The 14,034-nt window shown below is 64.8% G+C and carries 12 protein-coding genes and 1 tRNA gene; 3 read left to right on the forward strand and 10 right to left on the reverse strand.

The features are described 5' to 3' along the window. Positions 1–113: 113 nt before the first annotated feature. Positions 114–899, forward strand: a complete 786-nt coding sequence (locus HMI57_RS02335) for a hypothetical protein (protein ID WP_171584270.1) — start codon at positions 114–116, stop codon at positions 897–899. Positions 900–909: 10 nt separating this feature from the next. On the opposite strand, the gene HMI57_RS02340 is transcribed toward HMI57_RS02335, so the two are convergent. Continuing rightward, positions 910–1,827 (reverse strand): oxidoreductase, encoded by a 918-nt coding sequence (locus tag HMI57_RS02340; protein ID WP_171584271.1) that lies wholly within the window; start codon positions 1,825–1,827, stop codon positions 910–912. Positions 1,828–1,930: 103 nt separating this feature from the next. Between HMI57_RS02340 and HMI57_RS02345 the strand changes: the two genes are divergently transcribed. Beyond that, positions 1,931–2,734 carry a transglutaminase family protein gene (locus tag HMI57_RS02345; protein WP_171584272.1) on the forward strand — a complete coding sequence of 268 codons (804 nt, stop codon included), beginning with the start codon at positions 1,931–1,933 and terminating at the stop codon, positions 2,732–2,734. Here the strand turns inward: HMI57_RS02345 and HMI57_RS02350 are convergent. From HMI57_RS02350 to bcp, 8 genes are all read right to left on the reverse strand, one after another. After that, entirely contained in the window at positions 2,728–3,246 is a 519-nt protein-coding gene (locus HMI57_RS02350) for a MarR family winged helix-turn-helix transcriptional regulator (protein ID WP_346655113.1), read from the reverse strand. The two genes, HMI57_RS02345 and HMI57_RS02350, sit on opposite strands and share 7 nt — an antisense overlap. Positions 3,247–3,268: 22 nt before the next feature. Then, positions 3,269–4,357 (reverse strand): LLM class flavin-dependent oxidoreductase, encoded by a 1,089-nt coding sequence (locus HMI57_RS02355; protein ID WP_171584274.1) that lies wholly within the window; start codon positions 4,355–4,357, stop codon positions 3,269–3,271. A gap of 84 nt (positions 4,358–4,441) precedes the next feature. Then, positions 4,442–7,591: an efflux RND transporter permease subunit gene (locus HMI57_RS02360; protein ID WP_171584275.1), complete on the reverse strand. Its 3,150-nt coding sequence runs from the start codon at positions 7,589–7,591 to the stop codon at positions 4,442–4,444. 47 nt (positions 7,592–7,638) lie between these two features. After that, positions 7,639–9,135 (reverse strand): malate:quinone oxidoreductase, encoded by a 1,497-nt coding sequence (locus HMI57_RS02365; protein WP_267313528.1) that lies wholly within the window; start codon positions 9,133–9,135, stop codon positions 7,639–7,641. Positions 9,136–9,231: 96 nt separating this feature from the next. Then, positions 9,232–10,956, reverse strand: coding sequence for an ABC transporter substrate-binding protein (locus HMI57_RS02370; RefSeq protein WP_171584277.1), 1,725 nt, complete (start codon positions 10,954–10,956; stop codon positions 9,232–9,234). A gap of 194 nt (positions 10,957–11,150) precedes the next feature. After that, the gene (locus tag HMI57_RS02375; protein ID WP_171584278.1) at positions 11,151–11,855 is read right to left on the reverse strand and encodes a fasciclin domain-containing protein; all 705 of its coding nucleotides are present in this window, start codon (positions 11,853–11,855) and stop codon (positions 11,151–11,153) included. A 328-nt stretch (positions 11,856–12,183) separates the two neighbouring features. Then, a tRNA-Leu gene (locus tag HMI57_RS02380) sits at positions 12,184–12,265 on the reverse strand. Positions 12,266–12,321: 56 nt separating this feature from the next. Then, on the reverse strand, positions 12,322–12,792 hold the full coding sequence (gene bcp / locus HMI57_RS02385; RefSeq protein ID WP_171584279.1) for a thioredoxin-dependent thiol peroxidase: 471 nt from the start codon (positions 12,790–12,792) through the stop codon (positions 12,322–12,324). 176 nt (positions 12,793–12,968) lie between these two features. Between bcp and HMI57_RS02390 the strand changes: the two genes are divergently transcribed. After that, on the forward strand, positions 12,969–13,484 hold the full coding sequence (locus HMI57_RS02390) for a MarR family winged helix-turn-helix transcriptional regulator (RefSeq protein ID WP_171584280.1): 516 nt from the start codon (positions 12,969–12,971) through the stop codon (positions 13,482–13,484). Positions 13,485–13,490: 6 nt separating this feature from the next. Here the strand turns inward: HMI57_RS02390 and HMI57_RS02395 are convergent, their stop codons facing one another. Then, complete coding sequence (locus HMI57_RS02395) at positions 13,491–13,919, reverse strand: hypothetical protein (RefSeq protein WP_171584281.1); 429 nt, start codon at positions 13,917–13,919, stop codon at positions 13,491–13,493. Positions 13,920–14,034: the final 115 nt, after the last annotated feature.

Raw genomic sequence — 14,034 nt, forward strand, 5'->3', positions numbered from 1 at the left:
TTCTCCACGGCGGCCGGGGCGGATGGCTCCTCGGGTGAGGTGCCTCACTGAAGGGACGTGACTAGGTAGACTCGGATCACAGGCCCTGACCTCCGACACCAAAGGACACACAGATGAGTCGATCACGGTCAACCACGCGGGTGGTGTCAGCCGGTGCGTTACTGCTGGCCGCCTCGCTGACGGTCTCGGGCTGCACCGGCGTCGAGATCGGGGACCGGCCAGTGCAGTCCGCTGAACCGTCGTCGGACGCCAGCTCCGCCGCCCCGGAAGCGACCGCCGAGCAGGAGCCAGTGCCGACAGTCGCCCCCCGTCCGGCGCCCGACGACGACTGGCAGGTCTTCACCGACCCGGCAGCCCTCGTGAGCTTCGAACTACCGCCAGATTGGACCGTCGAGCCGATCGAGGATCCGGGTGACGGTTTTGGGCCCGAGTCGATCCACTTCGCCGTCGATAACGCCGACGGCGACCCGATGGCGGAGCTACACACCGGAATCACGCCCGTGGAGCAGGACTGCGATCCGGACAACGCCAGCCCCTACACGGTAATCCTCAGCCAGCCGGTGGACCTGCCGTCCACCGCCGAGGCTGAGCAGTCAATCGACCCGCGGCTGGTGGTGCGGCTGATTGAGGGCTACCGGTTCTTCAGCTCGTTCGGGGTGACCGATGTGGTGGGGGGTGCCGACGGCGCGGCCTGCGAGCTGTACAACACGGTTCAGGGTCCCGAACACGTGGGGCTCTACTCCTTCGGGGACGCGATCTCTTTCACGGCCTTGACGCCCGAACAGGTAGGATCCCGGACGGCGTCGTTCGACACCATCGCGGACGCCGAGGAGTTCTTCGACTCCGACCAGTTCTCTGCGGTGCGCCGGATGATCGCCTCGCTCGAGGTGGCCCAGTAGCGCTGGGGTCTCAGGCCGCCGGCAGATTGGGGAACGTGACCCCGGTCATCGCGGCGCTGACCTCCCACAGCCTGCCCGCCACCTCTGGGTCTAGGACCTTCGGCTCCGGTGCCACGAGGACCGCGTTGCCCCGGGTCTCCCCGGGTCCATCCGGTCCCGAGTAGTCGCCGCCGCTGGCCAGTGGGGCGGTGGCCGCCCGGAGGATGGGCAACGCACCAGCGATGTCGGACTGGCCGAACAGTTTGAAGAATCCGCCCAGCACGTCGAGCACCGGGGTGGTTCCCATACCGGCGGTGAGGTTGGTGTTGGACAGGCCCGGATGCGCAGCGACCGCCAGCAGTTGCTCACCGGTTGCCCTGACCCGGCGATCCAGCTCCATGGTGAAGTACAGATTGGCGATCTTGCTCTGGCTGTAGGCAGTCCACCGGCGATACCTGACGGTCGAGTTCAGGTCGTCGAAGTTAATGGAACCACGCTTGTGGGCCAGGCTGGACACCGACACCACCCGCGGCGACTCGGCCGCCCGCAACCGCTCCAACAGGAGGCCGGTGAGGGCGAAGTGACCCAGATGGTTGATGCCGAATTGCTGCTCGAAGCCATCCTCGGTGACGGTCCGTGGTGTCGCCATCACCCCGGCGTTGTTGATCAGCAGGTCCAGCGGCTCGGTCCAGTCCTCGGCGAAGCGCCGCACCGAGGCCAGCGACGCAAGATCGAGGATCCTCAGTTCGGCGGACGCACCGGGAACCCGTGAGCGAACTGTCTCGAGCGCCTGCGCGCCACGGGACTCGCTGCGGCAGGCCAAGGTGACCCGGGCGCCCCGTCGGGCCAGGGCGATGGCTGTCTGCAAGCCGAGGCCACTGTTGGCTCCGGTGATCACCACTGTGCGACCGTCAAGGTCGCGGGTCTGGAGCTGAGGAGTGGAATTCACTAAGGAGCCTTCCTTGTTCTACGGTGGTGATAGCTTTCAGCATAGAGTCCGTATCCGGCCTTCCCGTGCACTGGCATCCCCACCCTTGATCAGGAGTACCCTCATGCAGCGATCCGTGACTGCCCGTTTGACCGCCCAGACCCGCTCGGCGTCCTCACTCGTTTTCGCCCTGGCTGCCGTGCGCAACGAGGGGTACACCAGCTTTGAGGAGGACCTGTCGATCACGGTGAACGACGAGCCGGTCATCCCCGGGGAACTCGCTGACATTCATGGCGGCCGCCTGCACACCCTCAAGGTGGACGGCGAGGCGAGCATCGTGCTGGACTACCGGGCCACGGTCACCGGGTTCGCGACCCCCGAGGACGTCTCGGAGGCTGATCTGATCCGCTATGTGCGCCCCAGCCGCTACTGCGAGTCCGACCGGCTGCTACCGACGTCGTACGCCGAATTTGGATCCCTGAGCGGCACCGAACTGCTGGGCGCCGTGCGGGAATGGGTGGGCAAGGAGCTGGCGTACGTCTCCGGCTCCTCCCGGCCCACCGACGGGGCGGTGGAAACCCTGCTGGGCCGCCGCGGCGTGTGCCGTGATTACGCGCACCTGGTGATCTCGCTGCTGCGCGCCAAGGACGTCCCCGCGCGCCTGGCGGCCGTGTATGCGCCGGGGCTCAGCCCCATGGACTTCCACGCCGTGGCGGAAGCATGGGTGGATGATGCGTGGCACGTTGTCGACGCCACGGGGCTGGCACCCCGCGAATCGCTGCTGCGCATTTCCACCGGCCGGGACGCCTCGGACACGGCGTTCCTCTCCACTGTCGGAGGAAGCCTGCAGCTCTCCTCAATGGAAGTGACAGCGGTGGTGGACTCACTCCCCATTGATCAGCCGGAGAAGCTCGTCCAGCTTCAGTAGTCGGCGCGCTCCGGGTCGTCGACACCCTCGCGGATCCGCCGGGTCAGGCTCAGCAGTTGTTCCAGCTCCTCGGTGCCAAGGATCGGGCCGAGCAGCGAATGAATCACTCTGACGTGCGCCGCGCCGATCTCTCGCTGCAGTTCCTTGCCCGAATCAGTCAATCCCACCATCACACCACGCTGGTCATCGGGTGCTGGCTTCCGCTGGATCAGGCCCTTGCCCTCGAGTCGCTCCGCCATGCGGCTGAGGCTGGGCTGGGAGATCAGCAGCTGGCGGTTGAGTTCGTTGAGTCGGGTCCAGCCGGTGGGGCAGCGGCTGAGGTTGAACAGCACGTCATACTCACCGATGGCCAGCTTCTTGAACGACGGATCGTTGCGAAGCTGCCGCATGACCGCGACCTGGGCCCGGAACAGCGATTCCCAGGCTTCAGCCGTCAGTCGGATCGCCGGTCCTGTGGTTTCCGGTCCGGTGGTGTCCGATACAGCTGTTCCAGGCCTGCTGGTTTCAGGCACTGTGGTTTCCGTCCCCGTTGACTCAGGCACTGTGGGCCTCGGACAGCGCCTGGAGCCTGTTCTGGAAGGTTGGAGGGGCCGGGAAATTCTCCGGGGTGCGCTTGGCGAACTCCTGGCGAAGGACGGGGAGCACCTCTGAACCCAGCAGGTCCAGTTGCTCAAGCACGGTCTTCAGCGGCAGCCCCGCGTGATCCACCAGGAACAGCTGACGCTGGTAGTCGCCGAAGAACTCCCTGAACGTGAGGGTTTTTTCGATGACTTCCTGGGGGCTGCCGACCGTCAGGGGTGTCTGCGACGTGAAGTCTTCGAGGGAGGGCCCATGCCCGTAGACCGGTGCGTTATCGAAGTACGGGCGGAACTCCCGCACGGCATCCTGGGAATTACGGCGCATGAAGAACTGTCCGCCCAGCCCTACGATCGCCTGCTCCGGCGTGCCGTGGCCATAGTGCGCATACCGCTCGCGGTACAGGGTGATGAGCTGCTGGTAGTGCTCCTTGGGCCAGAAGATGTTGTTTGCGAAGAACCCGTCACCGTAGTAGGCGGCGATCTCGGCGACCTGTGGTGTGCGAATCGACCCGTGCCACACGAAGGGGGCGACGCCGTCGAGCGGGCGCGGGGTCGACGTGAAGTTACGCAGCGGGGTCCGGTGCTTGCCTTCCCAATTCACCACATCCTCGTCCCACAGGCGGCGCAGCAGGTTGTAGTTCTCGACGGTGAGCTCAACGCTGTCCTGCTGGTTCTTGCCGAACCAGGGGTAAACCGGTGCGGTGTTGCCACGGCCGAGGATCAGGTCCACCCGGCCGTCGGCCAGGTGCTGCAGCATCGCGAAGTCCTCGGCGATCTTCACCGGATCGTTGGTGGTGATCAAGGTGGTGGAGGTGGAGAGGATGATGCGTTCGGTCTGCGCGGCGATGTAGCCGAGCATGGTGGTGGGGGAGCTGGGCACGAACGGCCGGTTGTGATGCTCGCCGGTCGCAAACACGTCAAGGCCTACATCCTCGGCATGCTTGGCGATGGTGACCATCGCCTTGATGCGCTCGTGCTCGGTGGGTGCCGTCCCCGTCATGGGGTCGACTGTCACATCTCCCACGGTGAAAATGCCGATCTGCATGGTTCCTCCTCCAAGTAGATGCATGTGCATCTACTATAGCGTCAACTGGAGGATCCGGCAGTTTGTTCCCTGACCCGTGCCGGATCACTGGGGGAGCGCGTGCCGCCCGGTCCGTGGTGCCTCGCTTGGCTCGGGATGACGCGACTTCTCTCGCGACTCCCGACGCCCTTCCACCAGCCGGTAAAGCACCGGCACCAGGATCAGGGTCAGCGCGGTCGAGGAGACCAGACCGCCCACCACCACGACAGCGAGCGGCTGCGAGATGAACCCGCCCTCACCGGTGAAGCCGAGTGCCATTGGCGTGAGCGCGAAGATCGTTGCCAATGCGGTCATCAGGATTGGGCGGAGCCGTTGCCGGGCTCCCTGGATAATCGCATCCTCGAGCCCCATGCCCGGGGAGCCGTCGTGCGGGCGTCGGTACTGGTTGATGAGGTCAATGAGCACGACGGCGTTGGTCACCACAATCCCCACCAGCATCAGCATGCCCACCAGTGATGGCAGGCCCAGTGGAATCTGGGTGATCACGAGCAGGGCGATGGCACCGGTGGCGGCGAACGGCACCGAGACCAGCAGGATCAGCGGCTGGATCAGCGATTTGAAGGTGGCGACCATGATCACGTACACGATGGCGACAGCTGCCCAGAGGGCCAGGAACAGTTGCGCGAAGGATTCCGCCTGCTCTGCCGATGCGCCACCCAGGGTGGCGGTGGTCCCGGCGGGCAGATCCACCTGGTCCAGCCGCTCGGTGACCGTAGTGGTGAGGGCACCCAGGTTCTGTTCCGACGGCGTGATGGACACCTGGGCCGTCCGCTCGCCGTTGGCGCTGGTGATGGACAGCGGAACCTCGACCTCGACGGCTGAAGCCACCGAGGTGAGCGGGAGGGGTCCCGCGGGGGTGGGGAGCTGAAGATCCTGCAGCTGCTCGAGGCTGGTCACCTCGGTGCCCTCGCCGATGAGGACTGGGTAGTCAGTGGTTTCCAGGCGTACCTGGCCGCCGGGAATCGGGCTGATGCTGCCACCGAGGAGGCCCGCGATCTGACCCTCGCTGAGGCCAGCGGCGACGGCCTCAGCCCGGTCGACACTAATCTGTACCTGCGGCTGGGCCGCGGCCAGGTTGCTGGTCACGTCCCGGGCGCCGTCGAGACCCTGCATGGCGTCCAGGACGGCGTCGCTGGCAGCCTGCAGCTCATCGGGGCCGGGGGCGGTGATGTTCACGTCGATCGTGCTGGAGGTGCCGAGGCCGCCCTGCTGCGCGGACAGGGCGAAGGTGCCGACGCCGGTCAGCGACTCCAGTTCCTCCCTGACGTCGTTCTGCAGCTGCTCCTGGTCGGCATCCTCGGCGGTGATCACGGTGAAGGACGCTACCGAGGTGCCACCGGACAGCCGTGCGGCGAACCCACTGTTCGCATTGCCGACGGTGACCTGCACCTGTTCCACCCCGGGGAACCCGGCCAGTACCTCCTCGGTCTGGCCCGCTGCTGCCACGGTGGTGTCCAGGCTGGATCCCGGCTCGAGGGTCTGGTTGATGCTGAAACTGTTCTGTCCGGTGTTTCCCAGCAGGTTGGTCTGCAGCAGGGGGATCATTGCCGCAGTGCCGGCGAGGACCAGCACCCCGGCGGAGAGGGTCCACACCGGGTGCCGCTGGGTGGTGCCCAGGATCGGCAGGTAGCCGCGCTGCAACCATGACTTGCGCTCTGCCTCGTGCGCGTCCTGGCGCACCCGGTCGGGGTCCACGCCCGGGGTCGCAGCGGGCAGGAACCAGTACGCCAGCACCGGCACAATGGTGAGCGAAACCGCGAGCGACGCCAACAGGGCGATCGTCGTGGTCAGCGCGAACGGCCTGAACAGTTCACCGGCGAGGTCACCGACAAAGGCAATCGGCGCGAACACGGCGACGGTGATCAGCGTTGATGCGGTGATGGCCCCGGCGACCTCCCTGACCGCCGTCAGGATGGCCTCGCGTTTGTCTTCGCCGTAGCTGAGGTGCCGCTTGATGTTCTCGATGACGACGATCGAGTCGTCCACCACCCGGCCGATGGCGATGGTCAGGGCGCCCAGGGTCAGAATGTTCAGGGAGTACCCGGTCACCCAGAGTCCGATGAACGTGATCAACAGGGACAGGGGGATCGAGATCGCGGTCACCAGCGTGGACCGCACTGACAACAGGAACACCAGGATCACGACGACGGCGAATCCGAGTCCCAGGATTCCCTCGGTGGTGAGGTCGCTGATGGAGCGTTCGATGAAGGGCGCCTGGTCGAAGATCACTGTGATCTCGGCGTTGTTCCCCAGCTCTGCCTCCAGCTGCGGCAGGAGTTCTTCCACCAGGTTGGAGATCGCGACGGTGTCGCCGTCGGGAATCTTCGTCACGGTCAGTGCCAGGGTCTCGGTGCCGTTGGTGCGGGTGACCGAGGTGGCGTCGTCGTCGGCGACGGCTACCTCGGCGACCGAACCGATGGTCGGTGGGGTCTGGCCCGCTTCGCTGGATCCGCCGTCGGGTAGGAGCGGGAGGGCGCGGATGTCATCCAGTGAAGCGATCGGGCTCCCGGCCTGGATGGTGAGCGATCGTTCGCCGTCCTCCAGCGTGCCGACCGGGATGAGCTCCCCGTTGTTCTCGAGCGCAGTGGTGATGTCCGCGACCGTGAGGTCGTTGGCGGCGAGGTCCCGCTGATCGGGCAGGATCGAGATGTACTGGTTGGCCCCACCGCTGACTTCCGCCGCCCGGACGCCCTCCAGCTGCTGCAGCCGCGGCACTGTGAGCCGGGCGAGGTCGCCGTTCAGTTCGCTCAGCGGCTGGTCGGAGGACACGGCCATGAAGACGATCGGCAGGTCGGCGATGCTGCCGGCCAGCGACTGCGGGGTGACGTCTTCGGGCAGCAACGGGCTGACCGTGGAGATCGCCCGGTCGACCTGGCCGCGGGCGCGGTCGAGGTCGGTCCCGTAGGCGAACATCAGGTTGATGGTCGACACCCCGGTCCGGGATGTTGCCGACGACGATTCCAGCCCCTCCACACCGCTCAGGGCAGTCTCGAGCGGTTCGCTGACCTGCTGGTCGAGGTATTCGGGGGAGGCCCCCGGCACGGACGACAGGACGGTGATCTGTGGGAACTCAAGCGAGGGGATGAGTTCCTGCTTGAGGGAGCCCATCGTGATCACACCGAACACCGAGGCCAGGATGGTGATCAGTGCAATCAGCGCACGGTTTCGCAGGGAGAGCTGAGCCAGACGGAACATGTGCCGTGCCTTCTACTTCTGCCGGCCGGTCAGGGCTCTGGCGGTGGTTACTGGAGCTTCAGCACCCGGTCGGTGCGGGCCAGGATGTCTGCGGCGAGGGAGCTGTTCTCGTTGAGCTTCACGCCGTAGCCGGGGATCATGTCCTTGAGTTTCGGTTCCCAGGCAGGCAACTGCGCGGGGAAGCAGCGCTTGAGGATCTCGAGCATGATCGGCGCGGCCGTTGAAGCCCCCGGGGAGGCCCCGAGCAGTGCGCCGACCGAACCGTCAGCGGCGGTGATGACCTCGGTGCCGAACTGCAGCACTCCGCCCTTGCCGGGTGCCTTCTTGATGATCTGCACGCGCTGCCCCGCCGTGATCAGGTCCCACTGGTCGCCGTCGGCGTCGGGGATGAACTCGTTGAGGTAGGTGTTCTTGGCGTCCCGGTTTTTCAGCACCTCCGAGATCAGGTACTTCGTCAGCGGTACGTTGTCCTTGGCGACTGCCAGCATGGGCACCAGGTTTGAGGTCCTGATGGATCCTGGCAGGTCGAAGAATGAACCGCGCTTGAGGAACTTGGTGGAGAATCCGGCGTAGGGGCCGAACAGCAGGGACCGCTCGCCGTTGACGTACCGGGTGTCGAGGTGGGGCACCGACATGGGGGGTGCGCCGACCGACGCCTGGCCGTAGACCTTGGCGTTGTGCTGGTTCACGATCTCGGGGTTACCGCACTTGAGGAACTGCCCGGAGACGGGGAAGCCTGCGAAGCCCTTGCCCTCGGGGATGCCGGTCCGTTGCAGCAGGTGCAGGGCGCCGCCGCCTGCGCCGATGAACACGAAGCGTGCGTTGACGGTCCGCGCCTGGCCGGTGGCGCGGTTGCGGACCTTGACTTCCCAGCGGCCGTGGGACCCGCGGGACAGGTCGGCCACGTCGTGGTTGTAGTTCAGGTCGACACCATTGGAGTCGAGGTAGCTGGTGAGACCGCGGGTGAGGGAGCCGAAATCGACGTCGGTTCCGCCGGCCACCCGTGAGGCGGCAACGGGCTGGCCCTCGGACCGTCCGCTCATCAGCAGCGGGGCCCAGTCGGCGATGGCTGACGGGTCCTCTGCGTGTTCGATCGTTTCGAACAGGGGCTGGGCCCGCAGGGCTTCGTAACGGTTGCGCAGGTAAGCGGTGTTCTTTTCGCCCCAGACAAAGCTCATGTGCGGTACGGGATTGATGAATCCGGAGGGATCGCCCAGATGTCCGCTCTCGACCATGTGCGCCCAGAACTGCCGGGAGACCTGGAACTGCTCGTTGATGGCGACAGCCTTGGCCGGGTCTACGGTTCCGTCAGGGCCGGCAGGCGTGTAGTTCAGTTCGCACAGGGCCGCGTGTCCGGTGCCCGCGTTGTTCCACGGGTCGGAGCTTTCAAGGCCGGCACGGTCAAGGCGCTCGAAGAGCGAAATGCTCCAGTCGGGCTGGAGTTGTTTGAGGAACGCGCCCAGTGTGGCGCTCATGATTCCTCCGCCGATCAGGACGACGTCGGTGTTCTCTGCGGGCATTCCCGCCTGGCTCTTAGCAGTCAACTTCATCTCCAGTGGCAAGGGCGCTTAGCTTTGAAGCGTAGCGTCTGGTGGGTTCCTTGGGTAATTGGGCCCGCCCGCTCGGCGGGGTAACGGTCATCAGTCGCTCCCGGCGGGCTCCAGGTCGACGTCGGCCAGATCGATCAGGTTGAACACCTCGTTCATCACAGGGCTGACCGGGTAGCTGGTCACCCGTTCGGAGACTGCCAGGACCGAGATGGGGAAGGCCAGCGGGACGGCCGGCAGACGGCGGGCGAGCTGGTCGCTGATGTCCTGGTAGGCGGCCACCCGGTCTTCCCCGTTCGGCAGGGTGCGGGCACGGTCAATCTTGCTGAACAGCTGGTTGTCCTCGAAGGCGAACTCGTCGGTGGTTGCGCCGAAGAGCTGGCCAACAAAGTTGTCGGGGTCCTGATACGTTCCGCTCCAGCCCAGCAGGTGGAACGCGCGGTCGTCGTCGTTCTGCACTGTCTCGAGGTACCCATCCGCCCAGGAGGTGGGAACCGGCTCGATGGTGAATCCGGCTTCCTCCAGCTGTTCCTGCAGGACAGCGAAGACACCCTCGGGCTCAGGCAAGTACGGGCGCGACACATCGGTGGGGTAGTGGAACGGCAGTGGCTCGCCGTCGTAGCCGGAGGCTTCGAGTAGTTCCCGGGCCAGTTCGACGTCGTACTCGTAGGTGGTGATGTCGTCGTTCGTGACCGCGAGCTTCGGTGGCGTGAACTGGTCCGCGGGCGCCGTCCCGTCGAGGAACCGGCCAGCAATGACTGCCTGCTTGTCGATGGCATGCGCCACTGCCTGGCGGAACAGGAGGCTGTCGACGCCGGGGAAGTCCTGGTTCATGCCGAGGTAGAGGACCGAGTAGGGGTCGCGTTGCAGGAGTTGCTGGCCCTCCCGGACCAGGTCTCCGGCGTTGTCCACGGTGACGAAGTCGTAGCCGTCGATCTGGCCGGTGTTCAGTGCCTCGAGCCGCTCATCGGCCAGGGGGAGTGTGGTGAACACCAGGGTGCCGATCTCGCCGCGGACACCCCAGTAGTCCTCGAAGGAGGACAGGCGGACCTCTCCCGGCTCCCAGCTTTCGAACGTGTAGGGCCCGGTGCCCACCGGGTTCAACGAATACTGCGACACGGCAGTCCCATTGATCTCCTCGGACAGGTCATCGGCGGAGAGTTCCTCCAGGGCCCTGGGTGAGGACATCGCGAAGGACGGCATGGCGAGGGCCGGGATGAACCCGGTGAGCCGGCTGTTCAACGCAATGAGCACCTCATATTCGCCGAGCGGCTGGCACGACGAGTAGATGGAAAGCTCAGGCTGGTCCGAGTAGGCATTGAACACCGAGCCGAAGGTGATGGTGCTGTCGAAGGCCCGGGTCTCCTCGGGCAGCGAATACCACCGCTCGAAGTTGGCGCACACGGCTTCCGCGTTGAACGGCTCACCGTCGTGGAACGTGACGTCCTCACGGAGGCTGAAGGCATACGCCCGGCCATCGTCCCGCTCATCCCAGGAGGCGGCGAGGAGGGGGACAGGTTCGGACGTCGTCGGGTCGATGCCCACCAGGCCCTCCAGGACCTGCCGGGTGACCCGGTAGGACTCGGTGTCGGCTACCAGCGCCGGATCGAGGCCGATCGGGTCGGCAGCGGTGCCGAAGGTGAAGACCGCTTCAGGGTCCTCTGCGGGAACCGTGGGTGGGGGTGTGGTGGTGGGCGAGCTGGTCGGCGCCGGCAGGGGGGTGGCCCCGGTGCAGCCTGCGAGGGTGAGGGACAGGGCCAGCGCAACCACGGCGCGGACCGGGAGGGTCCGTCGGGAGAGTTGGCCAGCAGCGGTCATTGCCGTCGTCTCCTCACGCCGTAGCCGCACACGGCGGAAAGTTGATTAGGTTCCTCAGTCTAAATGATGTTCCTGGGCCTCCCGGTCCCGGGGTGGCACAAGGAAAGGCTGGGACCCTGAGCACCGTCACGGTGTTCAGGATCCCAGCCTATTTCGCCCTGAAGCGAGTTAGAGGATTCGCCTCAGGGAGTTGATTACTCGCTAGGAGGCATCAGAACGGTGTCAACCATGTACACGGTTGCGTTCTGGGTCATGACTCCACCACAGACCACTGCTGATCCGTCTTCCCCGACAGTGATTTCGTCGCCCATGCCCTCAACGGTCAGCTCTGCACCGTTGACGGTTGTGTGGGTTCCGGCTACCTCATCCGGGGACAGCTGGCCGGGGACCACGTGGTAGGTCAGGATGCTGCTGAGGAGGTCAGCATCGGTTCCGAGGGTTTCGAGGGTGGCTTCGTCGATCTTGGCGAAGGCATCATCGGTGGGAGCGAAGACGGTGAACTCGTCACCGTTCAGGGTGTCAACGAGGTCAACATCCGGGTTCAGTTCACCGGAGACTGCCGCGGTGAGCGTGGTGAGGATCGGGTTGTTCGAGGCGGCGGTTGCTACGGGGTCCAGGGCCATGCCGGCAACTGAACCGTCGCCTTCTGGGACCTGCTCGGCGTAGCCCTCGCAACCTGGGCCAACCAGGTTAGCGGCTGGGTCCATGTCCTCGCCCATTTCCTCTTCCATTGCCGACTCGGTTGCTTCGGGAGCGGCTTCGGTAGTGGTCATTTCCTCGCTGGTCATCTCACCGGTGGACTCGGCTGCGGTGTCGCCGCCGCCGCATGCTGCGAGGCCGAACATGGCCACAGCAGCAACACCGAGGATGGAGAGCTTACGGCTCTTGATATTTCCCATTGGATTTTCTCCTTCATTGGTGTGACCGGGCGAACTTTGCCGATCAGCTAACTAACTTGTCGAACACATCCTGTCGATGTCTCATAGGTACTTCGCTCGTGTTCGAACTGAGGATGGGTGGCAATTCCCGAAATCTTCGAATTGGTCGCAGATCCGCGTAGATCCGCGGATTTTGCGAGCTAAATGTGACCCACGACGCACCGTCAGGGCACCCGTTCAGGTAACGGTCTGGTCACGTCGGATCGTTAAACAACAACACCCCCGGCCGAAGCTGGGGGTGTTGTCAATGTCGCGACTCGTGAAGTCCGGGTGGCGACTCATACCACTGTGCGCAAGAAGGGACTTGAACCCTCACGTCCGAAGACACTGGATCCTAAATCCAGCGCGTCTGCCAATTCCGCCACTCGCGCGTTCGAGGCTCAGGACAGCCGGGCTGCCAAAACATCAGGCTCCAGTGTACGCGAATCTAGTCGACTCCCAGGTCCTTGCGGAGTTTTGCCACGTGGCCGGTAGCCCGAACGTTGTACTGGGCCAACTGCACCAGGCCGTCGGGCCCGACGACGACGGTTGAGCGGATCAGCCCCTCGTACACCTTCCCGTAGTTCTTCTTCTCTCCCCAGGCGCCCCACGCTTCGGCAACAGCGTGGTCTTCATCGGACAGCAAAGGGAAGGTGAGCTCCTCGGCGTCGGCGAATGAGCGGAGCTTGGACACGCCGTCGGGGGAGATCCCCAGCACCGTGTAGCCGGCCGCGGCCAGGGAGGCGAGGTTGTCCCGGAAATCGCAGGCCTGGGTGGTGCAGCCGGGCGTGGACGCCGCGGGGTAGAAATACACTACGACGCTCTTACCGGCGTAGTCCTTCAGGGAGACGGTGGAACCGTCAGCGGAGGGCAGGGTGAAACCCGGCGCAGTGTCGCCTGACAATAGTCGTTCAGCCATTTTCGGTATTCCTCCAGCTATTTATTTCAGTTGCCTTGCACGTGGTTGCGCTGACACTTTTTCCAAATCGGTAGCTATCATAAGTAAATAAGGTCGATACGTTCGAAACTACACCCCGTCAGCGGGACCAAGATCAACGCCATGCTGCTGCGTGGCGAGAGGAAGTGCTTTCTTTTATGCCGGACCTGGAGCAATGGCCCACCGGTCGGCTGCTGACAACCGCGGCTCGCCTTGTTGAACACGCGTGGAATGAACGGCTGGTAACGCTGGGCGTCACCCATGCCGGTGTCATTGCGCTGGGCGTCCTCGCTGCGCAGGGCCCGATGACGCAGGCGTCGCTCGCGCAAATCGTCAGGGTTCAGGCACAAACGATGGGCAAAACGCTCTCCCGGCTTGAGACGAGAGGCCACATCTCACGCACGCGAAATGATCTTGACCGTCGCAGCCATATGGTTTCCATAACGGATGCTGGACGCAGTGTCCTTGTTCAGGCAAAAGATATTGAACGCACGCTCGTGACAGGTGAGGGTCTCGTCTCGGACGAGCTGCGCGACCATCTGCAGGGCCTGATCCGTGAACTCGGTGCACCCCGCTGGAACTCCAGCCTCCCCGTGGCACCCAATCCCGATGGTTCGCTGCCCACAGTCGGTCTGTCGGACGGGCCGAACATCGTGGTCGCAGGCGAGCTCTAAAGCACTTCACCACACCAGGTCGAGGTCGCTGTGCGCTGCATACAATAGGCGATCCGGATCATCAAGGACGTCGACGGGCCGGTCTCCGCCGAGGTAGCCGTTCGGTGAGCAGAACCACTGCAGCAGGTGCCGGTCCTTCCATCCGCCGGCCAGGCCGATAGCGGCCACCCTCGCGATCATGGGGCGCGCCTGACCAGTGACGGGATCGAATTGGAATCCCGGGTAGAGGACCCGACCTGCACGGGTGACCACGCCGAGGATCTGTCGCTTCGCTGCGAGGCATCCCGCAGGAGGGGAGCCCGGACCAACCAACTGGTCAACCTCTGATCCGGTCAGCATGCCGAACTCGGAGGCAATTGACGCCCACCGACCGCGGGCCACCCTCCGACTTATCTCACCGGTTCGTAGATCCCGCATGGCAGGGTTGCCCTCCATGCGGCCAACGTACTGCGGTTCGTGGTCCGCGGGAAGGGTCAGGGGCAACTGCAACCAAACCGGTATCGGGGCACAAAAAAACCGCCTGTCCGGTCGTGCTGCCGGTCAGACGGTT

The organism is Arthrobacter sp. 260, from assembly GCF_013116745.1.
GTDB lineage: Bacteria > Actinomycetota > Actinomycetes > Actinomycetales > Micrococcaceae > Arthrobacter_D.